Raw genomic sequence first — 24,411 nt, 5'->3', positions numbered from 1 at the left:
GTATCAGACCGCCCTCATCAGCAGGGTCGCGGCGACCAGGAGTGCCGCGCCGCCGAACATCGAGACCGCGTAGGAACGCGCGAAGCCGTTCTGCAGCCTGCGCAGCCGTCCGGACAGGCCCCCGAACGAGGCCGCGGTGCCGTTGACGACCCCGTCGACCAGGGTGTGGTCGACGTACACCAGGGAGCGCGTGAGGTGCTCTCCGCCGCGCACCAGGACCACGTGGTTGAAGTCGTCCTGGAGCAGGTCGCGCCGGGCTGCCCGGGTGAGCAGCGACCCGCGCGGGGCGACGGCCGGGACGGGTTTGCGTCCGTACTGGGCCCAGGCGAGACCGACGCCGATGACCAGGCACACCATGGTCGCGCCGGTGACCGCCCAGGCGCTGACCGGCGAGTTGCCCTCACTGTGCCCGGTGACCGGCTCCAGCCAGTGCAGGAAGCGGTCGCCGAGGCTGAAGAACGCGCCGCCGAAGACCGATCCGACGGCCAGCACGATCATCGGGATCGTCATGATCTTCGGGGACTCGTGCGGGTGCGGTTCCGCGTGCTCGCCGTGGTGCTCGGCCGCGGGCTCCGCGCTCGGCGCCTCGGGCGAGCGGGTGGGCTGGTTCCGCCAGCGCTCCTCGCCGAAGAACGTCATCAGCATCACGCGCGTCATGTAGAAGGCGGTGATGGCCGCGCCCAGCAGGGCCACGCCGCCGAGGATCCAGCCCTGGGTGCCGCCCTTGGCGAAGGCCGCCTCGATGATCTTGTCCTTGGAGAAGAAGCCGGACAGACCGGGGAAGCCGATGATGGCGAGATAGCCGAGGCCGAAGGTGATGAAGGTGACCGGCATGTACTTGCGCAGGCCGCCGTACTTGCGCATGTCGACCTCGTCGTTCATGCCGTGCATGACCGAACCGGCCCCGAGGAACAGCCCCGCCTTGAAGAAGCCGTGCGTCACCAGGTGCATGATCGCGAAGACGTAGCCGATGGGGCCGAGGCCCGCGGCCAGCACCATGTAGCCGATCTGCGACATGGTCGAGCCGGCCAGCGCCTTCTTGATGTCGTCCTTCGCACAACCGACGATCGCACCGAACAGGAGCGTGACCGCGCCGACCACGGTGACCACGAGCTGTGCGTCGGGTGCCGCGTTGAAGATCGCCGCGGACCGGACGATCAGGTACACACCCGCGGTCACCATCGTCGCGGCGTGGATCAGGGCCGAGACCGGGGTCGGGCCCTCCATCGCGTCCCCGAGCCAGGACTGCAGCGGCACCTGGGCGGACTTGCCGCAGGCGGCGAGCAGCAGCATCAGGCCGATGGCGGTGAGCTTGCCCTCGGAGGCGTCGCCGACGTGGCTGAACACCGGGCCGAAGGCGAAGGACCCGAAGGTCGTGAACATCAGCATGATCGCGATCGACAGGCCCATGTCGCCGACCCGGTTGACCAGGAAGGCCTTCTTCGCCGCGGTCGCCGCGCTGGGCTTGTGCTGCCAGAACCCGATCAGCAGGTAGGAGGCGAGACCGACGCCCTCCCAGCCGACGTACAGCAGCAGGTAGTTGTCGGCGAGGACCAGCAGCAGCATCGCCGCGAGGAACAGGTTCAGATAGCCGAAGAAGCGGCGGCGGCGCTCGTCGTGCTCCATGTACCCGACCGAGTACAGGTGGATCAGCGAGCCGACGCCGGTGATCAGCAGCACGAACGTCATCGACAGCTGGTCGAGGCGGAAGGTGACGTCCGCCTGGAAGCTGCCCACGGAGATCCACGTCCACAGGTGCTGGGTGAGCGTGCGGTGTTCGGCGTCCTTGCCCAGGAGGTCGGCGAAGAGCATCACGCCGAACACGAAGGAGGTCGTCGACAGGAGCGTGCCGATCCAGGGGCCGACGGCGTCGAGCCGCCGGCCGCCGACCAGCAGGACGGCCGCTCCGAGCAGGGGCGCCGCGATCAGCAGCGCGATCAGGTTCTCCACGATTCTCCCGACCCCTTACAGCTTCATCAGGCTGGCGTCGTCGACCGAGGCCGAGTGGCGGGCACGGAACAGCGACACGATGATCGCCAGACCGACGACGACCTCGGCGGCGGCGACGACCATCGTGAAGAAGGCGATGATCTGGCCGTCGAGGTTGCCGTGCATCCGCGAGAAGACGACGAACGCGAGATTGCAGGCGTTGAGCATCAGCTCGATGCACATGAACACGACGATCGCGTTGCGCCTGATGAGCACACCGGTCGCGCCGATCGTGAACAGCAGCGCCGCGAGATACAGGTAGTTGACGGGGTTCACTTCGACGCCTCCTCGGCCCGCTTGAAGTTCGCCGGCTCGATCGTCCTGCGCTCCAGGCGCTCCTCCGCACGCTGTTCCAGGGCCCGCAGGTCGTTGAGGGCTTCCGTCGACACGTCACGGATCTGACCGCGCTCACGCAGCGTCTTGCTGACCGTGAGCTCCGACGGGGTGCCGTCGGGCAGCAGGCCCGCGATGTCGACGGCGTTGTGCCGGGCGTACACACCCGGGGCGGGCAGCGGCGGGACGTACTTCCCCTCGCGCACCCGCTGCTCGGCCAGCTCGCGCTGCGTCTTGGCGCGCTCGGTGCGCTCGCGGTGGGTGAGCACCATGGCGCCGACGGCGGCCGTGATGAGCAGGGCGCCGGTGATTTCGAAGGCGAAGACGTACTTGGTGAAGATGAGCTGCGCCAGGCCCTGCACGTTGCCGTTCGAGTTCGCCCGTCCGGTGCCGGCGAACTCGGTCAGCGAGGCGTTGGCGATCCCGGCGAACAGCAGGACCGCGAAGCCGACCCCGCACAGGAGGGCCAGCCAGCGCTGGCCCTTGATGGTCTCCTTCAGCGAGTCAGCGGCGGTGACGCCGACGAGCATCACCACGAACAGGAACAGCATCATGATCGCGCCGGTGTAGACGACGATCTGCACGATCCCCAGGAAGTAGGCCCCGTTGGCGAGGTAGAACACCGCCAGGATGATCATGGTTCCGGCGAGACAGAGCGCGCTGTGCACGGCCTTCTTCATGAAGACGGTGCACAGGGCGCCGATCACGGCGACGGCCCCGAGGACCCAGAACTGGAAGGCCTCTCCCGTGGAGGTGGAGTAGGCGGCGAGCTGCGCGGTCATCGGCCGATCACCTTCTGGGAGGCGGGCTCGTCCTCGCCGAAGGTCGAGGCGGCCTCCTGCGGCACCTCGCCCTTGGAGCGGGCCACCTGCCGTACGGTCCCGGGCGCGGCCTCGGTGACCAGGCCCCGGTAGTAGTCCTGCTCGTCCATGCCCGGGTAGATGGCGTGCGGGGAGTCGACCATGCCCTCCTCGAGCCCGGCGAGCAGTTGCTCCTTGGTGTAGATGAGGTTGGCGCGGCTGGAGTCGGCCAGTTCGAACTCGTTGGTCATCGTCAGCGCGCGCGTGGGGCACGCCTCGATGCACAGCCCGCACAGGATGCAGCGGGCGTAGTTGATCTGGTAGACGCGGCCGTACCGCTCGCCCGGCGAGTAGCGCTCCTCGTCGGTGTTGTCGGCGCCCTCGACGTAGATGGCGTCGGCAGGGCAGGCCCAGGCGCACAGCTCGCAGCCGACGCACTTCTCCAGGCCGTCCGGATGGCGGTTGAGCTGGTGCCGTCCGTGGAACCGCGGAGCCGTGGTCTTCTTCTGCTCCGGGTACTGCTCGGTCAGCCGCTTCTTGAACATGGCCTTGAAGGTCACGCCGAAGCCGGCCACGGGGTTCTGGAAGCCGGGCTTCGACTGCCCGGTCTCCTGAGGCTCCTCAGCCATCGGACGCCTCCTTTCCATCCGAAGATCCGTCACTGACAGTGTCCGGTCCACCACTGACAATCAGCTCGCGGTCGCGGTGCGAGCGGCGCCTGGGCACCGGTGGAAGTTCCTGCCCGGGCAGCGGCGGCACCGGGAACCCGCCGGCCATCGGGTCGAACCCGGCGGGCTGGGCGGCGGGCGGCTCGGCCTTCCCGCCCTTGTCGCGGAACACGTCGGCGACGAAGGACAGCAGAAGCAGGACCAGGACACCTCCGCCGACGTAGAGGGCGATGTCGGCGAAGTCGTAGTTCTCGTTCCTGAGGGTCCGTACGGTCGCGACGAGCATCAGCCACGTCACGGAGACAGGGATGAGGACCTTCCAGCCGAGCTTCATCAGCTGGTCGTAGCGCACGCGCGGGAGCGTGCCGCGCAGCCAGATGAAGAAGAACAGCAGCAGCTGCACCTTGATGACGAACCACAGCATCGGCCACCAGCCGTGGTTCGCGCCCTCCCAGAAGGTGCTGATCGGCCACGGGGCACGCCAGCCGCCCAGGAAGAGTGTGGTCGACACGGCCGAGACGGTCACCATGTTGACGTACTCGGCGAGCATGAACATCGCGAACTTGATCGACGAGTACTCGGTGTTGAAGCCACCGACCAGGTCGCCCTCGGACTCCGGCATGTCGAAGGGGGCGCGGTTGGTCTCGCCCACCATCGTGACGATGTACAGGATGAAGGAGACCGGCAGCAGCAGGATGTACCAGCGGTCCTGTTGCTGCTCGACGATCGTCGACGTCGACATGGACCCCGAGTAGAGGAACACGGAGGCGAACGCGGCGCCCATGGCGATCTCGTAGGAGATCATCTGCGCGCAGGAGCGCAGGCCACCCAGCAGCGGATAGGTGGACCCGGAACTCCAGCCGGCCAGCACGATGCCGTAGATGCCGACCGAGGCGACCGCGAGGATGTAGAGCATCGCGATCGGCAGGTCGGTGAGCTGCATCGTGGTGCGGTGGCCGAAGACCGAGATCTCGTTGTCGGCCGGCCCGAAGGGGATCACCGCGATCGCCATGAAGGCCGGGATGGCCGCGACGATCGGCGCGAGGACGTAGACCACCTTGTCCGCGCGTTTGACGATGACGTCTTCCTTCAGCATCAGCTTGATGCCGTCGGCGAGCGACTGGAGCATGCCCCAGGGGCCGTGCCGATTGGGGCCGATGCGCAGCTGCATCCAGGCGACGACCTTGCGCTCCCACACGATGGAGAACAGCACGGTCACCATCAGGAAGGCGAAGCAGAACACCGCCTTGACGACGACCAGCCACCAGGGGTCGCGGCCGAACATCGAGAGGTCTTCAGCGGCAAGGTACGGGCTCATGCCTCCACCTCCTTGGGGGCCTCACCGGCGAGCGCCGCCGGGCCGATACGGACGAGGGAGCCGGGCTGTGCCCCGGTGTCGGAGGCGACACCGCCGCCGACGGAGTTCAGCGGGAGCCAGACCACCCGGTCGGGCATCTCGGTGATCTGGACGGGGATTTCGACCACCCCGGCGGGACCGGTCACGGCGAGGACGCCGCCGTTCTCGACCCCTGCCTCGGCGGCCGTGGCGGCCGACACACGCGCGCGTGCCGCGTGCCGGGTCCCGGCGAGGGCCTCGTCGCCCTCCTGGAGCACGCCCTGGTCGAGGAGCAGCCGGTGCCCGGCGAGCACCGCCTCCCCGGCGGCCGGACGCGGCAGCACACCCGCCGTCTCCAGCGACTCGGAGGCCCGCGGCCCGTCCCAGGCGCCGAGCCGGTCCAGCTCCGCGCGCGTGGTGCGCAGATCCGGCAGGCCCAGGTGTACGTCCATGGCGTCGGCCAGCATCTGCAGCACCCGCCCGTCGGACGGCGCCAGACGGCGGGTCATCTGGTCGGGCTTGAGCGCGGCCTCGAAGGGGCGACCGCGGCCCTCCCAGTTGAGGAAGGTGCCCGCCTTCTCGGCGACCGCCGCGACCGGGAGGACCACGTCGGCGTGTTCGGTGACCTCGCTGGGCCGCAGCTCCAGCGACACCACGAACCCGGCCTCCCGCAGTGCCTCACGCGCGCGTGCCGGGTCCGGCAGGTCGGCGACCTCGACGCCCGCGACCAGCAGGGCCTGGAGCTCGCCGCTCGCGGCGGCCTCGATGATCTGGCCGGTGTCGCGGCCGTAACGGTGCGGGAGTTCGGCCAGGCCCCAGGCCGCGGCCACCTCGTCACGCGCGCGAGGGTCGGTCGCCGGGCGACCGCCCGGCAGCAGCGACGGCAGCGCACCGGCCTCGACCGCGCCGCGCTCCCCGGCCCGCCGGGGAATCCACACCAGCCCCGCACCGATCGCGGAGGCGGCCCGTACGGCGGCGGTGAGGCCACCGGCGACCGAGGCCAGCCGCTCACCGACGACGATCACCGCGCCCTCGGCCCGCAGCGCCTCGGCGGCCAGCGCCCCGGCGTCCTCCAGGCCGACGCCGCTGGCGAGCGCGTCGAGCCACTCGGTCTCGGTCCCGGGAGCGGCCGGCAGCAGCGTGCCGCCCGCCTTCTCCAGGCCCCGAGTGGCATGCGTGGCCAGCGAGAACACCCTCTGCTTTCGCTTGCGCCAGGCCTTGCGCAGCCGCAGGAAGACGCCGGGCGCCTCCTCCTCCGACTCGAACCCGACCAGCAGGACCGCGGGCGCCTTCTCGAGAGAGGCGTAGGTGACGCCCGTACCGTCGAGGTCGCGGCCGTGCCCCGCCACCCGGGACGCCAGGAAGTCGGCCTCCTCGCTGCTGTGCACACGCGCGCGGAAGTCGATGTCGTTGGTGTCGAGGGCCACGCGCGCGAACTTGCTGTACGCGTAGGCGTCCTCGACGGTGAGCCGCCCGCCGGTGAGGACACCGGTCCTGCCGCGCGAGGCCAGCAGGCCCTGGGCGGCGATCTGCAGGGCCTCCGGCCAGGAGGCCGGCTCCAGCTCACCCTCGGCGTTGCGGACGAGCGGCGTCTCGAGCCGGTCCTTCGCTTGCGCGTACCGGAACGCGAAGCGGCCCTTGTCGCAGATCCACTCCTCGTTGACCTCGCGGTCCTCGGCGGCGAGCCGCCGCATGACCTTGCCGCGCCGGTGGTCGGTGCGGGTCGCGCAGCCACCCGCGCAGTGCTCGCAGACCGACGGCGACGAGATCAGGTCGAAGGGACGGGAGCGGAAACGGTAGGCCGCCGAGGTCAGCGCGCCGACCGGGCAGATCTGGATGGTGTTCCCGGAGAAGTACGACTCGAACGGGTCGCCCTCACCGGTGCCGACCTGTTGCAGCGCGCCCCGCTCGAGCAGTTCGATCATCGGGTCGCCCGCGATCTGGTTGGAGAACCGGGTGCAGCGGGCGCACAGCACGCACCGCTCGCGGTCGAGCAGCACCTGTGTGGAGATCGGGACCGGCTTCTCGTACGTCCGCTTCTTGCCCCCGAAGCGGGACTCGGCGTTGCCGTGCGACATGGCCTGGTTCTGCAGCGGGCACTCGCCGCCCTTGTCGCAGACCGGGCAGTCCAGCGGGTGGTTGATGAGCAGCAGTTCCATCACACCGTGCTGGGCCTTCTCGGCCACCGGCGAGGTGAGATGGGTCTTGACCACCATCCCGTCCGTGCACGTGATCGTGCAGGACGCCATGGGCTTGCGCTGGCCCTCGACCTCGACGATGCACTGGCGGCAGGCGCCGGCCGGGTCGAGCAGGGGGTGGTCGCAGAAGCGGGGGATCTCGATGCCGAGCTGCTCGGCGGCCCGGATGACCAGGGTGCCCTTGGGCACGCTGATCTCGATGCCGTCGATCGTCAGCGTGACGAGGTCCTCCGGCGGGACCGCCGCCTGTCCCCCACTCGTGGGGGAACTGGTGGTCACGGTCATGCGTTCACCTCCGGGCGGTCCGCCCAGGCCGTCGACTTGGCCGGGTCGAAGGGGCAGCCCCGGCCCGTGATGTGCTGCTCGTACTCCTCGCGGAAGTACTTGAGCGAGGAGAAGATCGGCGAGGCGGCGCCGTCGCCGAGGGCGCAGAAGGACTTGCCGTTGATGTTGTCGGCGATGTCGGCGAGCTTGTCGAGGTCGGACGTGACGCCCTTGCCGGCCTCGATGTCCCGCAGCAACTGCACCAGCCAGTACGTGCCTTCGCGGCAGGGCGTGCACTTGCCGCAGGACTCGTGGGCGTAGAACTCGGTCCAGCGGGTGACGGCCCGCACCACGCAGGTGGTCTCGTCGAAGCACTGCAGTGCTTTCGTGCCGAGCATGGAACCCGCGGCGCCCACTCCTTCGTAGTCGAGGGGGACGTCGAGGTGCTCGTCGGTGAACATCGGCGTGGAGGAGCCGCCGGGCGTCCAGAACTTGAGCCGGTGCCCGGGGCGCATCCCGCCGCTCATGTCGAGGAGCTGGCGGAGTGTGATGCCGAGCGGGGCCTCGTACTGGCCGGGACTGGCGACGTGGCCGCTGAGCGAGTACAGCGTGAAGCCCGGGGACTTCTCGCTTCCCATCGACCTGAACCACTCTTTCCCGTTTTTCAGGATGGCGGGAACCGACGCGATCGACTCGACGTTGTTCACAACAGTCGGGCACGCATAGAGGCCCTCGACAGCAGGGAAGGGGGGACGGAGCCGCGGTTGACCACGGCGGCCTTCGAGCGAGTCGAGCAGTGCGGTCTCCTCACCGCAGATGTACGCGCCGGCGCCGGCGTGCACGGTGAGCTGGAGGTCGAGTCCGCTGCCCAGGATGTTCTCGCCGAGGTAGCCCGCCGCGTAGGCCTCGCGCACGGCCTCGTGCAACCGCCGCAGAACGGGGACGACTTCACCACGCAGATAGATGAAGGCATGCGAAGACCTGATGGCGTAGCACGCGATGACGATGCCCTCGATGAGGCTGTGCGGGTTCGCGAAGAGGAGCGGGATGTCCTTGCACGTCCCGGGCTCCGATTCGTCGGCGTTGACAACTAGATAGTGCGGTTTTCCATCACCCTGCGGAATGAACTGCCACTTCATTCCCGTCGGGAACCCCGCGCCGCCCCGCCCGCGCAGGCCGGACTCCTTGACGTACGCGATCAGGTCGTCCGGTGACATGGCGAGCGCCTTGCGGAGCCCCTCGTACCCCTCGTGCCTCCGGTAGACGTCCAGCGTCCAGGACCTGTCCTCGTCCCAGAAGGCCGACAGCACGGGTGCGAGCAGCTTCTCGGGGCTGGTGTCCTTGAGTTCGGCAGCCACGCTCATCACTCCCCCTCCTCGGCGGTAGGCCCTGCCGGGTGGGACGGGTCGGAGGCCGACGTGTCCTGCGGCGCGTCATGTGAACTGAGGTGTTCGGCCGGCGACGGCTCGTGCACCACCCGGTCCTGCGGTTCGTCGTGCGGTCCGCCGTCCCGCGGATGCACCACCCGCGCGGGTGCGGCCTCTCCCCTTGCCAGGCGAAGGCCCACCAGCGAAGCGGGTCCCGCACCACCGCTCTCCTCGACGGCCCCTGGCCGCTCGTCGGGGAAGCCCGCCAGGATCCGGGCGGTCTCCTTGAAGGTGCACAGGCGTGCCCCGCGCGTGGGCTGTACGGGACGTCCCGCGCGCAGGTCGTCGACCAGACGCCTGGCGCTGGCCGGGGTCTGGTTGTCGAAGAACTCCCAGTTCACCATCACGACCGGCGCGTAGTCGCAGGCCGCGTTGCACTCGATGTGCTCCAGGGTGACCTTGCCGTCGCCGGTGGTCTCGCCGTTTCCGACACCGAGGTGTTCCTGGAGCTCCTCGAAGATCGCGTCGCCGCCCATCACGGCGCACAGGGTGTTGGTGCACACCCCGACCTGGTAGTCGCCGGAGGCCTTGCGCCGGTACATGGTGTAGAAGGTGGCGACGGCGGTCACCTCGGCCGTGGTCAGGCCCAGCACGTCCGCGCAGAACTGCATCCCGGTGCGCGTGACATGGCCCTCCTCGGACTGCACCAGGTGCAGCAGCGGCAGCAGGGCGGACCGGGAGTCGGGGTAGCGGGCGATGATCTCGCGCGCGTCCGTCTCCAGCCGGGCTCGGACGTCGTCCGGGTACGCGGGCGCGGGCAGCTCGGGCATGCCCAGACTGACGCCCCGTTCCGAAGAAGAGGTGGTCACCGGTCGACGCCTCCCATCACGGGGTCGATGGACGCCACGGCGACGATGACGTCGGCGACCTGGCCGCCCTCGCACATCGCCGCCATGGCCTGCAGGTTGGTGAACGACGGGTCGCGGAAGTGGACCCGGTAGGGGCGGGTGCCGCCGTCCGACACGGCGTGGGCCCCGAGTTCGCCCTTGGGTGACTCGACGGCCGCGTACGCCTGTCCCGGCGGGACGCGGAAGCCCTCCGTGACCAGCTTGAAGTGGTGGATCAGGGCCTCCATGGAGGTGCCCATGATCTTCTTGATGTGGTCGAGCGAGTTGCCGAGGCCGTCCGGTCCGAGGGCGAGCTGGGCGGGCCAGGCGATCTTCTTGTCGGCGACCATGACCGGGCCGGGCTGCAGCCGGTCCAGGCACTGCTCGACGATCCCGAGGGACTGGCGCATCTCCTCCAGGCGGATCAGGAAGCGGCCGTAGGAGTCGCAGGAGTCCGCGGTCGGGACCTCGAAGTCGTACGTCTCGTAGTCGCAGTACGGCTGCGCCTTGCGCAGGTCGTGCGGCAGGCCGGTGGAGCGCAGGATCGGCCCGGTGGCGCCGAGGGCCATGCAGCCGGCCAGGTCCAGGTAGCCGACGTCCTGCATACGGGCCTTGAAGATGGGGTTCCCGGTGGCGAGCTTGTCGTACTCCGGGAGGTTCTTCTTCATCTTCTTCACGAACTCGCGGATGTGGTCCACCGCGCCGGGCGGCAGGTCCTGCGCGAGTCCGCCGGGGCGGATGTACGCGTGGTTCATCCTGAGGCCCGTGATGAGCTCGTAGATGTCGAGAATCATTTCACGATCACGGAATCCGTAGATCATGATCGTGGTGGCGCCGAGTTCCATGCCGCCGGTGGCGATGCACACCAGGTGGGAGGAGAGCCGGTTCAGCTCCATCAGGAGCACCCGGATGATCTTGGCGCGTTCGGTGATCTGGTCCTCGATGCCGAGGAGCTTCTCGACGGCGAGGCAGTAGGCGGTCTCGTTGAAGAAGGACGTCAGGTAGTCCATGCGCGTCACGAACGTGGTGCCCTGCGTCCAGGTCCGGTACTCGAGGTTCTTCTCGATGCCGGTGTGGAGGTAGCCGATGCCGCAGCGGGCCTCGGTGACCGTCTCGCCCTCGATCTCCAGGATGAGGCGGAGCACCCCGTGGGTGGACGGGTGCTGGGGACCCATGTTGACGACGATGCGCTCGTCGTCGGCACGGGACGCGGACTGGACGACCTCGTCCCAGTCGCCACCGGTGACCGTGTAGACGGTGCCCTCGGTGGTCTCACGTGCCGACGCGGCGGACGCGGCTGCTGACTGCGTGCTCACGAGTACGACCTCCGCTGGTCCGGAGCCGGAATCTGGGCGCCCTTGTACTCGACGGGGATGCCGCCGAGGGGGTAGTCCTTGCGCTGCGGGTGGCCCTGCCAGTCGTCCGGCATCATGATCCGGGTCAGGGCCGGGTGGCCGTCGAAGACGATCCCGAAGAAGTCGTAGGTCTCGCGCTCGTGCCAGTCGTTGGTCGGGTAGACGGAGACCAGCGAGGGGATGTGCGGGTCGCCGTCGGGGGCGCTGACCTCGAGGCGGAGCAGCCGGTTGTGGGTGATCGAGCGCAGGTGGTAGACGGCGTGCAGCTCGCGGCCCTTGTCGTGCGGGTAGTGGACGCCGCTGACGCCGGTGCACAGCTCGAAGCGCAGGGCGGGGTCGTCGCGCAGGGTCTTCGCGACGCGCAGCAGGTGCGCGCGTTCGATGTGGAAGGTGAGCTCGCCCCGGTCGACGACCGTCTTCTCGATCGCGTTGTCGGGGAGCAGGCCCTGTTCCTCCAGGGCGCCCTCGAGCTCGTCGGCGACCTCGTCGAACCAGCCTCCGTAGGGGCGGGTCGCCGGTCCGGGGAGGCGCACCGAGCGGACGAGGCCGCCGTACCCGGAGGTGTCGCCGCCGTTGTTGGCGCCGAACATGCCGCGCTGGACGCGGATCTCCTCGCCGCCCTGGCCGCGCCGGCCGGGAAGGTTGGAGGCGGCGAGGTCCTTCTCGGGGTTCACCCCGTTCGCGGACCCGTTCACGCCGCTCGTGCCGTTCGCGTCGCTCACCGCAGCAGCCCCTTCATCTCGATCGTGGGCAGGGCCTTGAGCGCCGCCTCCTCCGCCTCGCGGGCGGCTTCCTCGGCGTTCACGCCGAGCTTGGAGGACTGGATCTTCTGGTGGAGCTTGAGGATCGCGTCCATCAGCATCTCGGGGCGCGGCGGGCAGCCGGGCAGGTAGATGTCGACCGGGACGATGTGGTCGACGCCCTGGACGATCGCGTAGTTGTTGAACATGCCGCCCGAGGAGGCGCAGACGCCCATGGAGATCACCCACTTCGGGTTGGGCATCTGGTCGTAGACCTGCCGGAGCACCGGCGCCATCTTCTGGCTGACCCGGCCGGCGACGATCATCAGGTCCGCCTGGCGCGGTGAGCCGCGGAAGACCTCCATGCCGAAGCGCGCCAGGTCGTAGCGGCCGGCTCCGGTGGTCATCATCTCGATGGCGCAGCAGGCGAGGCCGAACGTGGCCGGGAAGACGGACGCCTTGCGCACCCAGCCCGCGGCCTGCTCGACGGTGGTGAGCAGGAAACCGCTCGGCAGCTTTTCTTCGAGTCCCATGTCGTTAGGCCCCTCAGTCCCATTCCAGGCCGCCGCGCCGCCACACGTACGCGTAGGCGACGAAGACGGTGAGCACGAAGAGCAGCATCTCCACGAGCCCGAAAACACCCAGGGCGTCGAAGGTGACGGCCCAGGGGTAGAGGAAGACGATCTCGATGTCGAAGACGATGAAGAGCATCGCCGTCAGGTAGTACTTGATGGGGAACCGCCCGCCGCCGGCCGGCGTGGGGGTCGGCTCGATACCGCACTCGTAGGCCTCGAGCTTGGCGCGGTTGTACCGCTTCGGACCGATCAGCGTGGCCATGACCACGGAGAAGATCGCAAAGCCTGCCCCGAGGGCTCCCAGTACGAGGATGGGCGCATACGCGTTCACCGCTCCTCGCTCCTCTCAGTCGGCACTGACTGCTGGCGGTTGCGTCGGACCATCCGCCTCACCGGTCCCACGAACCCCGCTCGTCCCGGGCGAAGATCGAGAACATGTGAAGCAGGTCACAAGCCCGACTGCCTCGCATCTTATGCCTGTCGCTCTGTGATCTGCGACACGGCGTATTACCCAAGCTTTGTGATCTCTGCCACCTGACGAAGGATCATGAAGTCGGATGAGCAGTGATCTTCATACCGGAAGCGTTCGAGTGATCACCAGAGGTGACATTTTCGCCCGTCATCGCAGGCCGGACGGTGCGTCTCCATATCAAGAGAGTTCCGCTGCATGCAAATTCGCGCGGGAGACCGGATCTTGATAGAGGCGCCCGTTCACACATCCGAGGGAGCCTTGGGGCGGGATGTGGACGCGTGCGCGCGTTCACGAAGTCCGTCGCGTGACCCGGTCGTGACGCGGTCGTGATCCTCGCGCGGGACGCGGCGCCGACGGTGACTGTTCCGTGACCTCCACCACACCCATGAGAGGTCCATAAGAACCGGGCTTGGCCACCGAGCCCACTCGATGGTAGGCGGAGGGCAATTCGGACGTAATCATGAAAACCCATGATCAACGCCATGATCGCTTGCGCCCGTAATGTCCGTTACGGCGTCAATAAAGAATGACGCGTGAGGGATTCGGGGCCGCGATTGAGCAACTGTGGCGCAGCACACGTTTCTTGAAGATATGAAGGAGCCCCTGGTACCGCTTGTTCCCATGTCCCACACCGCTCACATACGCAGCCACCGGAAACCCCGCCGCAGCGCGTCGAAAATCGCGATGCGGGCTGGAGTTGCCGGTGGTGTTCTCGGCACCCTGGCAGTGGCCGGTGCGTCCGGCGCGGCGAACGCCGCCGAGCCGGTGACGCAGACCCTCGAACTGCCCACCCTGACGGCCGATGTGGCCGCTCAGGTCGCCCAGTCCGCGGACGCCACGCAGCAGGCCGCCGCGAACTACCAGCTCCAGGCCGAGCGTGACGCGGCCGCCGCAAACGCCGCGAAGCAGGCCAAGGCGGACCTCGCCGACGCACAGAAGAAGGCGGAGGCCAAGAAGAAGGCCGCCCAGGAGGCCGCCCGCAAGGAGGCCGCCGCCAACGCCCGCGCTTCGCGCAGCTCCGAGCGGACCACCCTCTCCGCCACGGCGAGCACCGGCGTCGGCACCAGCACCTCCACGAGCACGTCCACGGCGACCGGTTCGGCCGCGGCGGTCGTCAACTTCGTCAAGGCGCAGATCGGCAAGGCCTACGTCTCCGGCGCCACCGGCCCGTCCGCCTACGACTGCTCCGGCCTGGTGCAGACCGCGTTCAAGCAGGTGGGCATCAGCCTGCCGCGTGTCTCGCAGGACCAGTCGACCGCGGGTACCCAGGTCTCGCTGAGCAACCTGCAGCCGGGCGACATCCTTTACTGGGGCAGCGCGGGCAGCGCGTACCACGTCGCGGTGTACGTGGGCGGCGGCATGTTCGTCGGCGCGCAGAACCCGTCCAGCGGCGTCGGCGAGCACCCGCTCGACTACGACCCGCCGACCGGCGCCGTGCGGGTGCTCTGACCGCACCCCACCCAGACGTGTGAAGGGCCGCTGCCGCTCGGGGGCAGCGGCCCTCAGGAGTCTCCTGACATCCTCGTCGACGGGCCGGACCGTCTCCGGCCCGTCGACGCGACGAAGGAGACCGAATCATGCCAAGTGTGTTCGTACAGGGGCGATCCGTCCCGTCCTACCCCCCGCTCGCACCCGAGGCCCGGCGCGGCAAGGTGCGCCGGATCACCGAGGCGGGTGAAGAGGTGCTGCACAGGCCCTGCCGGGACGTCACCGAGTTCGGGCCGGACCTCGCCGCGCTCATCGACGACATGTTCCTCACCATGTACGCCGCCGACGGCGCGGGTCTCGCGGCGAACCAAGTGGGGGTCGATCTGCGCCTGTTCGTGTACGACTGCCCCGATGACGACGGTGTCCGACATGTCGGACACATCGTCAACCCGGTACTGGAGCCCCTGGACCCGGCCGGTCGGCGGCTGCTCGTCGAGGGCGAGGGGTGCCTGTCGGTGCCGGGCGCCGTCATGGACGTACCGCGGCCGGACCGGGCGGTGGTGCGCGGACTGGACAAGGACGGCGGCCCGCTCGTCGTGGAGGGCACGGGCTACTTCGCGCGCTGCCTCGCCCACGAAACCGACCACACCAACGGGTACGTGTACCTGGACCGGCTCTCGAAGCAGGAGCGGAAGGAAGCCCTCCGGCAGGTGGCGGCCCGACGGGAGGAGGTACTCGCCCGCCGGGCCGCCAACGAGGCCGCGCTCAGCGCCTGATCACGCCTTCGGCGCCACCCTGCTCAGCCCGTTGATGATCCGGTCCATCGCGTCGCCGCCCGTCGGGTCGGTGAGGTTGGCCAGGAGCTTCAGGGTGAACTTCATCAGCATCGGGTGGGTCAGACCGCGCTGGGCGGCGATCTGCATGACCTTCGGGTTGCCGATGAGCTTCACGAAGGCGCGGCCCAGCGTGTAGTAGCCGCCGTAGGTGTCCTTGAGGACGCGCGGGTAGCGCTGGAGGGCGAGTTCGCGCCCGCTGGGCGTGGCCCGCGCGTGGGCCTGGACGATGACGTCGGCGGCGAGCTGGCCGGACTCCATGGCGTAGGCGATGCCTTCGCCGTTGAAGGGGTTCACCAGGCCGCCGGCGTCGCCGACCAGCAGCAGGCCCTTGGTGTAGTGCGGCTGGCGGTTGAAGGCCATCGGGAGGGCGGCGCCGCGGATCGGGCCGGTCATGTTCTCGGGCGTGTAGCCCCAGTCCTCGGGCATGGAGGCGCACCAGGCCTTCAGGACCTCGCGCCAGTCCAGTTCCTTGAAGGAGTCGGAGGTGTTGAGCACGCCCAGGCCGACGTTGCTCGTCCCGTCGCCCATGCCGAAGATCCAGCCGTAGCCGGGCAGCAGGCGGTCCTGGGGGCCGCGGCGGTCCCAGAGCTCCAGCCAGGACTCCAGGTAGTCGTCCTCGTGGCGCGGGGAGGTGAAGTAGGTGCGGACCGCGACGCCCATCGGGCGGTCCTCCCGGCGGTGCAGGCCCATCGCCAGGGACAGCCGGGTGGAGTTGCCGTCGGCGGCGACGACGAGCGGCGCGTGGAAGGTGACCTCGCGCTTCTCCTCGCCGAGCTTGGCGGTGACGCCGGTGATGCGGCCGGTGCGGTCGTCGACGACGGGGCCGGAGACGTTGCAGCGCTCGTACAGTCGCGCGCCGGCCTTCTGCGCCTGCCGGGCGAGCTGCTCGTCGAAGTCGTCGCGCTTGCGGACCAGCCCGTAGTCCGGGAAGGAGGCGAGATCGGGCCAGTCGAGCTGGAGGCGGACGCCGCCGCCGATGATCCTGAGGCCCTTGTTGCGCAGCCAGCCGGCCTCCTCGGAGATGTCGATGCCCATCGCGACGAGCTGCTTCACGGCGCGCGGGGTGAGGCCGTCACCGCAGACCTTCTCCCTCGGGAACTCGGTCTTCTCCAGCAGGAGTACGTCGAGTCCGGCCCTGGCGAGGTGGTAGGCGGTGGTGGAGCCGGCTGGCCCCGCCCCCACGACGATCACGTCGGCGGTGTTGTCGGAGAGGGGCTCGGTCACGGCGGGATCTCCCCAAGGTTCGTAATGTGCGTGCCGACCGGCACTGGACATGGGCAGTCTATTCAGCAGCATTGATCACCCGGCTGAAGGGCTGCCTGTCGTGAACCGACCTCTCCCCGCGGTACGACTGCGCGTCCCCACGCACGAGGACGCCTTCGCCTGGCACCGGGCCTTCGACGACCCCGAGGTCATGGAGTTCCTCGGCGGCGGGGGCGCGGCGCTGTCGTTCTACGAGGAACTCACCGCACGCCAGCGTCGGCACGACGCCGAGCGGGGCTTCTGCCTGTGGTCCCTGCTGGGCGAGGCGGACGAGGTCATCGGTTTCGCGGGCGCCCAGCCGTGGCCGCACGAGTGGGGCCCGAAGGGCGAGATCGAGATCGGCTGGCGGCTCGGGCGGGCCCACTGGGGCAAGGGGTACGCCACCGTGGCGGCGCGGGAGACGGTCGACCGGGTGCGCGCGGCGGGCGTACCGGACGTGATGGCCATGATCCGGCCCGGCAACGAGCGTTCCGTCGCCGTGGCCCGGCGCCTGGGCATGGAACCGGCCGAGTCCTACAACCACCCGAGGTTCGACGCGCCGGTGCACTGCTACCGGCTCAGCCTGACCTAAGAGGCCGCACTCCACTTGTGTCACTCAAAGTAATCAATTGTCACAGAAAGACACCAAACGCTTCCGGGTGCCCTGCGCCCGGGGTTACCCTTCCAGTATCACTGGGGGTGACATCTGTGCATATAACACCCAAAACACCCGAAGTGCGCGTACCCCGTCTCGTCGGCCTGATGGCCGTGGACGCGCGCGAGACCGCCCAGGCATGGGGCCTGTTCCTCAGCGCGCCGGACCGGCCGGACTTCCGCCGCACCGTCGTCGACTACGTCGTACGCCAGTATCCGCAGCCAGGCGCCGAAGTGCCGCGGGACTCCCTGGTGTACGTGTGGTTCGACTTCGGTGAGGGCGAGGGCGGCGGAGGTGTGCGCGAACCGCGCATCCCGCGACCGCCCGGAGGAGGGATGCAGCGCGAGCTCGACGAGCCCGGCGACCCTTTCGCCGTGGCCGGGTTCAGCTCTCCTTGAAGCCCCGGTGCAGGGCCACCACGCCGCCCGTCAGGTTCCGCCACGCCACCCGCGACCAGCCCGCCTTGCGCAGCCGTTCGGCCAGCGCGGGCTGGTCGGGCCAGGCGCGGATGGACTCGGCGAGGTAGACGTAGGCGTCGGGGCTGGAGGAGACCGCCCGCGCGACCGGCGGCAGCGCGCGCATCAGGTACTCGGTGTAGACGGTGCGGAAGGGTGCCCATGTCGGGTGCGAGAACTCGCAGATCACCACCCGCCCGCCGGGCCGGGTGACCCGGTACATCTCGCGCAGCGCCGCGTCCGTGTCCTGCACGTTGCGCAGCCCGAAGGAGATGGTGACGGCGTCGAACGTGTCGTCCTTGAAGGGCAGCCGTGTCGCGTCCCCGGCCGTGAAGGGCAGCCACGCGGTCCGCCGTTTGCCGACCTGGAGCATGCCCAGGGAGAAGTCGCACGGGACGACGTAGGCACCCGTCCGCGCGAAGGGCAGCGACGAGGTGGCCGTCCCCGCGGCCAGGTCCAGGACCTTCTGCGCGGGCCGCGCGTCGACCGCCTTCGCCACCTCCTTGCGCCAGCGCCGGTCCTGCCCGAGGGACAGCACGTCGTTGGTCAGGTCGTACCGTTCCGCCACGTTGTCGAACATCGAGGCGACTTCGTGCGGCTGCTTGTCCAGGGATGCGCGGGTCACGGGCCCATTGTGGCAGCAGGGCCCCCGACACCGGCGCAGCACCCTCGGGACGCCGGTCACGGCAGCAGCCTCGGCTTCTTCCCCGCCGCGACGTCCTCCACCCGGCGGGAGCGTCGGCAGGGCCGGAGTCGCCGAGTCTGTCCGGCGCCTGCATGAGGGCCAGGAATTGCCGGGCCGCCGGCCCATCGCGCGGGGAGTGCGGGGCCGGGCGGCACCGGTCGGCGGTCAGGCCCCCGGGTGAAGTCCGAGCCGGCCGGGGGTCGGGTCACCCTTGACCTCGCCGAAGTACAGGGCGAAGGTCTGCTTCCAGCGCTCCACCCCGGCGCGGTCGGCCATGAACTCGGGGAAGCCGTCCAGGTGGGCGTTGGGGTACTCCCAGATGGGCTTCAGACCGCCCTGGGCAGGGATGTCGGTGCGCACCGACCAGCCGTTGAAGGAATGCAGCCGGCCCTGCTGCTTCCACCGGACGAAGTCCTGCACGGTCTGCAGTTGTACGACGTCCGCCGCCACCTCGAGCGCATCCTGCGCACACTCCGCGACGCGAACGCGTGAGTTCCTGTCCCTGATCCCCGTTCCCTGGGGCCTGTCCGGCGGATCATGCCGCAGACGCGGGGCTCACCAGCGCCGATGAGGCACCGCCCGTGCCCTGCGACCTGATCCGCCGGACAGGCCCTAGCGGCGCCGGAACACGAGACGTCCGCCGACGACCGTGGCCACGCAGGTGTCCGTCCCGCGCTCGGCCAGCTCGGCCTCGTCACGGACGTCGAAAACGGCGAAGCGGGCGGCGGAGCCCTGCTGCCGTTCGGTCGCCGTCATGGGGGGCCGTGCGGAGCGGAACGGGTCGAGGGAGGGCAGGTCGCCGGGGCTGCCCAGCCGGCCCATGACGCCGATCCCGCTGCGCCGGACGGCGTCCTGCACGGCGCGGTTACGGAAGGGTTCGCAGGCCACGGCGACCGTGCCCCGCGCCAGCATGCGCTGGATCCCGCGCCGGGCGCTGCCGCCCCAGCGGGCGTCGTCGAGGACGAGCGTGGTCAGCGCGTCCCCCGTCAGCGGCTCGGTGCCGAGGTCGTCGGCCTCTCGTGGGTCCGGGTGGTACGTCCGCTCCAGCAGCTCGTTGCCGTAGAGGTTGACGAACCCGGGCGTGAGGATGCCCGGCCAACTGCGCACGCGCGCGCGTGGATGCGTGGCGGCCAGCTCCTCCAGGGGCCCGACGGCGGCGATCCACTCACCCTGAACGGCGAAGGCATGGCCCCTGGAGTCGGCGTGGATCGTCAACAAGGCGGCGCTAGTTGGACGCGAGCAGCTTCAGCTCGGGATGTGCCGTCCCGCCCGAGATCGCCGTCGACGAGATGTGCGACATCACCCGCTCGTCGACGGGGTCGTTCGCCGGGTCGTCGTGGACGACGAGGTGCTCGTACGTCGTCGCCCGCTGGGCCGGGACGCGGCCCGCCTTCCTGATGAGGTCGATGATCTCCAGCCGGTTGGAGCGGTGCTTGGCACCGGCCGAGGAGACCACGTTCTCCTCCAGCATGATCGAGCCGAGGTCGTCCGCGCCGTAGTGCAGCGACAGTTGGCCGACCTCCTTGCCGGTGGTCAGCCAGGAGCCCTGGATGTGCCGGACGTTGTCGAGGAACAGGCGGGCGATCGCGATCATCCGCAGGTACTCGAAGAGCGTGGCCTGGGTGCGGCCCTTCAGGTGGTTGTTCTCGGGCTGGTAGGTGTACGGGATGAACGCCCGGAAGCCGCCCGTGCGGTCCTGCACGTCCCGGATCATCCGCAGGTGCTCGATGCGCTCGGCGTTCGTCTCGCCGGTGCCCATCAGCATGGTCGAGGTGGACTCCACGCCCAGCCGGTGCGCGGTCTCCATGATCTCCAGCCAGCGCTCACCGCTCTCCTTCAGCGGGGCGATGGCCTTGCGGGGCCGCTCCGGGAGGAGTTCGGCGCCGGCGCCCGCGAAGGAGTCGAGGCCCGCCTCGTGGATGCGGGTGATGGCCTCCTCCACCGAGACGCCGCTGATCCGGGCCATGTGCTCGACCTCGGAGGCGCCCAGCGAGTGGATGACGAGCTGGGGGAACTCCTTCTTGATGGCGGCGAAGTGCTTCTCGTAGTACTCGACGCCGTAGTCCGGGTGGTGCCCGCCCTGGAACATGATCTGGGTGCCGCCGAGCTCGACGGTCTCCGCGCAGCGGCGCAGGATGTCGTCGAGGTCGCGGGTCCAGCCCTTCTCGGTGTCCTTGGGGGCCGCGTAGAAGGCGCAGAACCTGCACGCCGTGACACACACGTTCGTGTAGTTGATGTTCCGCTCGATGATGTACGTGGCGATGTGCTCGATACCGGCGTACTCGCGGCGCCGTACCGCGTCGGCGGCGGCGCCCAGCGCGTGCAGCGGGGCGTCGCGGTAGAGGACGAGCGCCTCCTCGGGGCTGATCCGCCCACCTGCGGCGGCACGGTCGAGCACGGACTGAAGGTCGGCCTTCTCGGTCACCGGCGTCCCTTTCGCAAGGTTCACAATGGGGGTTGTGGACGGACCGAACCAGCCTACGTCAGGCGGTTCGCCCGGCTGACGTCAGGCCGTGTACGCGCCGATCAGCAGCCCCGCGAAGGCTCCCGCGATCAGGAACGGCCCGAACGGGATCAGCGTCTTGCGTCCCGCCCGCCGGGCCACGACGAGCGCGCCGCCGTACAGCGCCCCGAAGAGGAACCCGGCGAAGGTGCCGAGCAGCACCGTCGGCCAGCCGTACCAGCCGAGCGCGGCCCCCGCCCCGAGCGCCAGTTTCACATCGCCGAAGCCCATGGCGCCGGGGTTGACCAGCCACAGCACGTAGTAGCCGGCGCCGAGGGCGAGGGTGCCCAGCAGAGCGGTGAGCCAGTCCCCGGAGTGCTCGGGCACGAGGGTGACCAGCGCGAGCAGCCCGAGCGCGGCCCCCGCGAGCGGCAGCGTCACCACGTCCGGCAGCCGCTGCACGCGCAGGTCCACCACCGCCAGCAGCACCGCGAGCGGCGCGAGCAGCAGCCAGACCCCGAGTTCGGGCCGGGTGCCGGTGGCGGCGGCGAGGGCGGCGCAGACCAGGGCGGTGACGGTGGCGAGCAGCAGGCCGCTCGGGCCGTACGACGACTGGGGCCAGGGGCATCGCACACACCGCGCCCGCCCGACCCACCCCGCGACCGGATGCCCGCCCGGGCAGCTCTCCCGCCACCGCTCCTCCGGGGGGACGGAGAAGCGGTAGGCGGCCCGGGGCAGCAGCACGCCCGCCGCCGCGCCCCACAGCGCGGCGACGACGACCAGCAGGGCGTCGCTCATTCCGGCATCCGCATCGTGGTCTTCCTCCCCGTCAGCCCTTGTGGCCGCGCTCTCCGCACTCGCCGTACTCGCCGCGCTCGCCGCGCTCGCCGCACAGCAACGGAGACTAGTGGCAGGCCGGCAGCCCCCGCCCGCTACTTGACCTTCGACATCCGGGAGACCGGGTTCCCCTCCGCCGCACTGTCCGACGTGTACTTCAGGTCGTCCCCCACCGGCGTCAACTGCACGTCGTGCGGCGCCGGGTCGCAGCCCGCGTGGTTGCCCTTGGCGCCGACGGAGGTGACGACCAGTCGGGCCGACGTCACCTTCTTCAGCGTCAGTACGTCGGTGCAGACGCCGCCGAGCTGGTCGGTCTGGACGAGCCGGCCCAACTCCTCCCCCACACCCGCCCGGTGGACGGTGAGCCGGAAGGTCCCGACGGGCAGGGTCCCGCCGAGGGCGGTGGCCTGGCCCTCCCAGGTGCCCAGGTAGCGGGACGGAACGGAGTCGGCGGTCTTGCCGGGGGGACCGGCACTGCGGTCGACGGCGCTGGAGGCGGGCCCGGGCGCCGGCGAGTAGGCGCTGCCCCCGGAGGACTCGTCGTCCGTGCCGCCGATCAGTGGCCCGACGAGGAACCCGAGCCCCACGACCGCCCCGACGAGCGCCCCGGCGACGGCGAGCGCCACCGTGCAGCTCACCCGGCGTCCACGACCGCCCTCACCCGGGGTGGAGGAGGCCGCCATGGTGACGGAGACCTTGCCCGGAGGCTGCTCCACGGACGGCGGGGGCGCGTCCCGGGGCCCGGGCATGACGACCGGCTCGGCCTCCGGCATCACCGGCGCCGGCCCGAACCCGCCGCCCACCACGCCCGAAGCCCCGCCCACCGACGGGCTGCTGAACCCGACCGGCCCGGACGGCACCGCCTCCGCGGCCTCCAGGTTCAGCAGCCGTACGGCACTGCGGCTGACCTGCTCGACCAGCGGCCCCGGCAGCCAGCCGCCCGCCATCAGCCGGGCCGCGCCGTCGGGGGCCAGCCGCCGGGCGACCTCCCCGGGTGCGGGCCGCCGACCGGGCTCCTTGGCCAGGCAGGCCTCGGCCACCTCCCGCAGTTCACCGCTCAGCGCGCCGAGTTCCGGCTCCTCGTGGACGACCTTGTACAGCAGCGCCGCCGAGGAGTCCCCGGGGAAGGGCGGCTCACCGGTGGCCGCGAACGCCAGGACCGCGCCGAGGGAGAAGACGTCCGCCGCGCCGGTGACGTCCTTGCCGAGGATCTGTTCCGGGGACATGTAACCGGGCGAGCCGACGGAGACGCCGGAGGAGGTCAGGGAGGCGGTGCCGTCGGTGGCGCGGGCGATGCCGAAGTCGATCAGCAGGGGGCCGTCGAGGGTGAGCAGCACGTTGGACGGCTTCACGTCCCGGTGCACCAGTCCCAGTTCGTGCACGGCCGCCAGCGCCTCGGCGAGGCCCGCGCCCAGCGCCCGTACCGAGTGCGCGGGCAGCGGGCCGTCGGCCTCCACCGCGGCGGCGACGGTCGGGCCGGCCGCGTAGGCCGTGGCGGCCCAGGGCACGGGGGCGTCGGGGTCGGCGTCCAGGACGGGGGCCGTCCAGGCGCCGCCGACCCGCCGGGCGGCCGCGATCTCACGCCGGAACCGCGCGCGGAACTCGTCGTCCAGCGCCAGGTGCGGGTGCACGATCTTCACCGCGACGGTCCGGCCGCCCGCGCTGCGGCCGAGGTACACCCGCCCCATCCCGCCCGCGCCGAGCCGGCCGAGCAGCCGGTAGGGCCCGATCACGGCAGGTTCGTCGGCAGCGAGCGGCTGCATGGCGTCCCCCCATCCCCCGTAGGCCCCCGCAGGCCCCCATGGGCCCCGTCGGGCACTCCAGCAGATTAGTGCGGAACGCCCCGCTACGGCTGGAGCAGTTCCCCTAGGACTGGAGCAGCTCCCCTACGGCTGGAGCAGTTCCACCTTCACGTCGGCCGGGAAGCCGGTCGTCGGTCCCACCCGTCGCGCGAACTCCGTGACCGCGTTGAGCTGCGGACCGCCGAAGCTGAAGTCGAGGGTGGTGAAGTACTGCTCCAGGGTCCGCTCGTCGAAGGACTCCCAGCGGGCCGCCTGCTCGGCGACCTTGCCGACCTCCTGCAGGGAGAGGTTGCGGGAGGCGAGGAACGCCTCGTGCACCTGACGGGTGATGTCGGGCTCACGCTCGGCGTACTCCCGCCGGGCGGCCCACACCGCGAAGACGAACGGCAGCCCCGTCCACTCCTTCCACAGCGCGCCCAGGTCGTGCACGTCGAGCCCGTAGCGCGGCCCGTCGTGCAGGTTGGCGCGCAGCGCCGCGTCCCCGATCAGTACGGCGGCCTCGGCCTCCTGCATCATCAGGCTGAGGTCGGGCGGGCAGGTGTAGTAGTCGGGCTGGACGCCGTAGCGCTCGGCGAGCAGGAGCTGGGCGAGGCGGACGGAGGTGCGGGAGGTCGAGCCGAGGGCGACCCGGGCGCCGTCCAGCCGGTCGAGGGGGACCTGCGAGACGATCACGCAGGACATCACCGGGCCGTCGCAGCCGACGGCGATGTCGGGGAAGGCGACGAGGTCGTCGGCGTTGCGCAGGAACTCGACGAGGGTGACGGGCCCGATGTCGAGGTCCCCCCGCACCAGCTGCTCGCTGAGCTTCTCGGGAGTGTCCTTCGTCAGCTCGAAGTCGAGAAGGGTGCCGGTTCTCGCGAGCCCCCAGTACAGGGGCAGGCAGTTCAGGAACTGGATGTGACCGACACGCGGCCGAGTGCGAGAATTGTCCACATCGCGAGACTAGCCCCCTGGGGATACGGTGCCGCCCCCGGCCCCTGCGTCAACTGGCCCAACGCTTGTCAAACGTTGGGGTGAAGTGATCTTGGCCTCTATTGCTTTCCC

The 24,411-nt window shown here is 70.1% G+C and carries 23 protein-coding genes and 1 pseudogene; 4 read left to right on the top strand and 20 right to left on the bottom strand.

Translation table 11 applies throughout. The features are described 5' to 3' along the window. Positions 1 to 3: 3 nt before the first annotated feature. Genes nuoL through ACFY0F_RS24835 form a run of 12 tightly spaced genes read right to left on the bottom strand, consistent with a single transcriptional unit; the run spans position 4 to position 12,843 of the window. Positions 4 to 1,950 carry an NADH-quinone oxidoreductase subunit L gene (gene nuoL / locus ACFY0F_RS24890; protein WP_388798299.1) on the bottom strand — a complete coding sequence of 649 codons (1,947 nt, stop codon included), beginning with the start codon at positions 1,948 to 1,950 and terminating at the stop codon, positions 4 to 6. A 15-nt stretch (positions 1,951 to 1,965) separates the two neighbouring features. Further along, the gene (gene nuoK, locus ACFY0F_RS24885) at positions 1,966 to 2,265 is read right to left on the bottom strand and encodes an NADH-quinone oxidoreductase subunit NuoK (protein ID WP_361449666.1); all 300 of its coding nucleotides are present in this window, start codon (positions 2,263 to 2,265) and stop codon (positions 1,966 to 1,968) included. After that, positions 2,262 to 3,104 carry an NADH-quinone oxidoreductase subunit J gene (locus ACFY0F_RS24880; protein WP_388798295.1) on the bottom strand — a complete coding sequence of 281 codons (843 nt, stop codon included), beginning with the start codon at positions 3,102 to 3,104 and terminating at the stop codon, positions 2,262 to 2,264. Before ACFY0F_RS24880 ends, nuoK begins: the two co-directional genes overlap by 4 nt. After that, entirely contained in the window at positions 3,101 to 3,751 is a 651-nt protein-coding gene (gene nuoI, locus ACFY0F_RS24875; protein ID WP_388798292.1) for an NADH-quinone oxidoreductase subunit NuoI, read from the bottom strand. Before nuoI ends, ACFY0F_RS24880 begins: the two co-directional genes overlap by 4 nt. Further along, positions 3,744 to 5,108 carry an NADH-quinone oxidoreductase subunit NuoH gene (gene nuoH, locus ACFY0F_RS24870; RefSeq protein ID WP_388798289.1) on the bottom strand — a complete coding sequence of 455 codons (1,365 nt, stop codon included), beginning with the start codon at positions 5,106 to 5,108 and terminating at the stop codon, positions 3,744 to 3,746. The genes nuoI and nuoH overlap by 8 nt, the downstream gene beginning before the upstream one ends. Beyond that, entirely contained in the window at positions 5,105 to 7,609 is a 2,505-nt protein-coding gene (locus tag ACFY0F_RS24865) for an NADH-quinone oxidoreductase subunit G (protein ID WP_388798286.1), read from the bottom strand. Before ACFY0F_RS24865 ends, nuoH begins: the two co-directional genes overlap by 4 nt. Next, a complete protein-coding gene (gene nuoF, locus ACFY0F_RS24860; RefSeq protein WP_388798283.1) occupies positions 7,606 to 8,955 on the bottom strand; it encodes an NADH-quinone oxidoreductase subunit NuoF in 1,350 nt (449 codons plus the stop codon). Before nuoF ends, ACFY0F_RS24865 begins: the two co-directional genes overlap by 4 nt. Continuing rightward, the gene (gene nuoE, locus ACFY0F_RS24855; RefSeq protein ID WP_388798281.1) at positions 8,952 to 9,824 is read right to left on the bottom strand and encodes an NADH-quinone oxidoreductase subunit NuoE; all 873 of its coding nucleotides are present in this window, start codon (positions 9,822 to 9,824) and stop codon (positions 8,952 to 8,954) included. The genes nuoF and nuoE overlap by 4 nt, the downstream gene beginning before the upstream one ends. After that, complete coding sequence (locus ACFY0F_RS24850) at positions 9,821 to 11,158, bottom strand: NADH-quinone oxidoreductase subunit D (RefSeq protein WP_388798280.1); 1,338 nt, start codon at positions 11,156 to 11,158, stop codon at positions 9,821 to 9,823. The genes nuoE and ACFY0F_RS24850 overlap by 4 nt, the downstream gene beginning before the upstream one ends. Next, entirely contained in the window at positions 11,155 to 11,919 is a 765-nt protein-coding gene (locus ACFY0F_RS24845; RefSeq protein WP_388798278.1) for an NADH-quinone oxidoreductase subunit C, read from the bottom strand. Before ACFY0F_RS24845 ends, ACFY0F_RS24850 begins: the two co-directional genes overlap by 4 nt. Then, entirely contained in the window at positions 11,916 to 12,470 is a 555-nt protein-coding gene (locus tag ACFY0F_RS24840; protein ID WP_007383964.1) for an NADH-quinone oxidoreductase subunit B family protein, read from the bottom strand. Before ACFY0F_RS24840 ends, ACFY0F_RS24845 begins: the two co-directional genes overlap by 4 nt. A gap of 13 nt (positions 12,471 to 12,483) precedes the next feature. Continuing rightward, complete coding sequence (locus tag ACFY0F_RS24835) at positions 12,484 to 12,843, bottom strand: NADH-quinone oxidoreductase subunit A (protein WP_007383963.1); 360 nt, start codon at positions 12,841 to 12,843, stop codon at positions 12,484 to 12,486. Between the two features lie 762 nt (positions 12,844 to 13,605). Between ACFY0F_RS24835 and ACFY0F_RS24830 the strand changes: the two genes are divergently transcribed. Together ACFY0F_RS24830 and def are read left to right on the top strand one after the other, a co-directional pair. Further along, positions 13,606 to 14,433, top strand: coding sequence for a C40 family peptidase (locus ACFY0F_RS24830; RefSeq protein ID WP_388798276.1), 828 nt, complete (start codon positions 13,606 to 13,608; stop codon positions 14,431 to 14,433). 128 nt (positions 14,434 to 14,561) lie between these two features. Continuing rightward, the gene (gene def, locus ACFY0F_RS24825) at positions 14,562 to 15,188 is read left to right on the top strand and encodes a peptide deformylase (protein WP_388798273.1); all 627 of its coding nucleotides are present in this window, start codon (positions 14,562 to 14,564) and stop codon (positions 15,186 to 15,188) included. Here the strand turns inward: def and ACFY0F_RS24820 are convergent, their stop codons facing one another. Continuing rightward, positions 15,189 to 16,523 (bottom strand): geranylgeranyl reductase family protein, encoded by a 1,335-nt coding sequence (locus ACFY0F_RS24820; protein WP_388798270.1) that lies wholly within the window; start codon positions 16,521 to 16,523, stop codon positions 15,189 to 15,191. It lies immediately after the preceding gene. A 49-nt stretch (positions 16,524 to 16,572) separates the two neighbouring features. On the opposite strand from ACFY0F_RS24820, the gene ACFY0F_RS24815 reads away from it, so the two are divergent. Further along, positions 16,573 to 17,082, top strand: a complete 510-nt coding sequence (locus ACFY0F_RS24815; protein ID WP_388798267.1) for a GNAT family N-acetyltransferase — start codon at positions 16,573 to 16,575, stop codon at positions 17,080 to 17,082. A 143-nt stretch (positions 17,083 to 17,225) separates the two neighbouring features. After that, positions 17,226 to 17,543 carry a PASTA domain-containing protein gene (locus ACFY0F_RS24810; protein WP_388798264.1) on the top strand — a complete coding sequence of 106 codons (318 nt, stop codon included), beginning with the start codon at positions 17,226 to 17,228 and terminating at the stop codon, positions 17,541 to 17,543. On the opposite strand, the gene ACFY0F_RS24805 is transcribed toward ACFY0F_RS24810, so the two are convergent. The 7 genes and pseudogenes from ACFY0F_RS24805 to ACFY0F_RS24775 form a co-directional block, all read right to left on the bottom strand. Further along, entirely contained in the window at positions 17,530 to 18,225 is a 696-nt protein-coding gene (locus ACFY0F_RS24805; protein ID WP_388798261.1) for a demethylmenaquinone methyltransferase, read from the bottom strand. The genes ACFY0F_RS24810 and ACFY0F_RS24805 overlap by 14 nt on opposite strands. Positions 18,226 to 18,450: 225 nt before the next feature. Further along, positions 18,451 to 18,663, bottom strand: a pseudogene (locus ACFY0F_RS24800) (ABC transporter substrate-binding protein); the annotation flags it as partial. Between the two features lie 234 nt (positions 18,664 to 18,897). Continuing rightward, positions 18,898 to 19,503, bottom strand: a complete 606-nt coding sequence (locus tag ACFY0F_RS24795) for a hypothetical protein (protein ID WP_388798258.1) — start codon at positions 19,501 to 19,503, stop codon at positions 18,898 to 18,900. Positions 19,504 to 19,510: 7 nt separating this feature from the next. Beyond that, entirely contained in the window at positions 19,511 to 20,710 is a 1,200-nt protein-coding gene (gene mqnC, locus ACFY0F_RS24790) for a cyclic dehypoxanthinyl futalosine synthase (RefSeq protein WP_388798255.1), read from the bottom strand. A gap of 81 nt (positions 20,711 to 20,791) precedes the next feature. Further along, positions 20,792 to 21,526, bottom strand: coding sequence for a prepilin peptidase (locus ACFY0F_RS24785; protein ID WP_388798252.1), 735 nt, complete (start codon positions 21,524 to 21,526; stop codon positions 20,792 to 20,794). Positions 21,527 to 21,660: 134 nt separating this feature from the next. Beyond that, positions 21,661 to 23,328, bottom strand: coding sequence for a serine/threonine-protein kinase (locus ACFY0F_RS24780; RefSeq protein WP_388798249.1), 1,668 nt, complete (start codon positions 23,326 to 23,328; stop codon positions 21,661 to 21,663). A gap of 123 nt (positions 23,329 to 23,451) precedes the next feature. Then, the gene (locus tag ACFY0F_RS24775) at positions 23,452 to 24,300 is read right to left on the bottom strand and encodes a menaquinone biosynthetic enzyme MqnA/MqnD family protein (RefSeq protein WP_388798246.1); all 849 of its coding nucleotides are present in this window, start codon (positions 24,298 to 24,300) and stop codon (positions 23,452 to 23,454) included. Between the last annotated feature and the right edge of the window lie 111 nt (positions 24,301 to 24,411).

Origin of the sequence: Streptomyces sp. NPDC001544 (genome assembly GCF_042894285.1) — a bacterium.
Lineage (GTDB): Bacteria > Actinomycetota > Actinomycetes > Streptomycetales > Streptomycetaceae > Streptomyces.
Note: the sequence above shows the minus strand (reverse complement) of the source record. Positions and strands in the feature narration are given on the sequence as shown.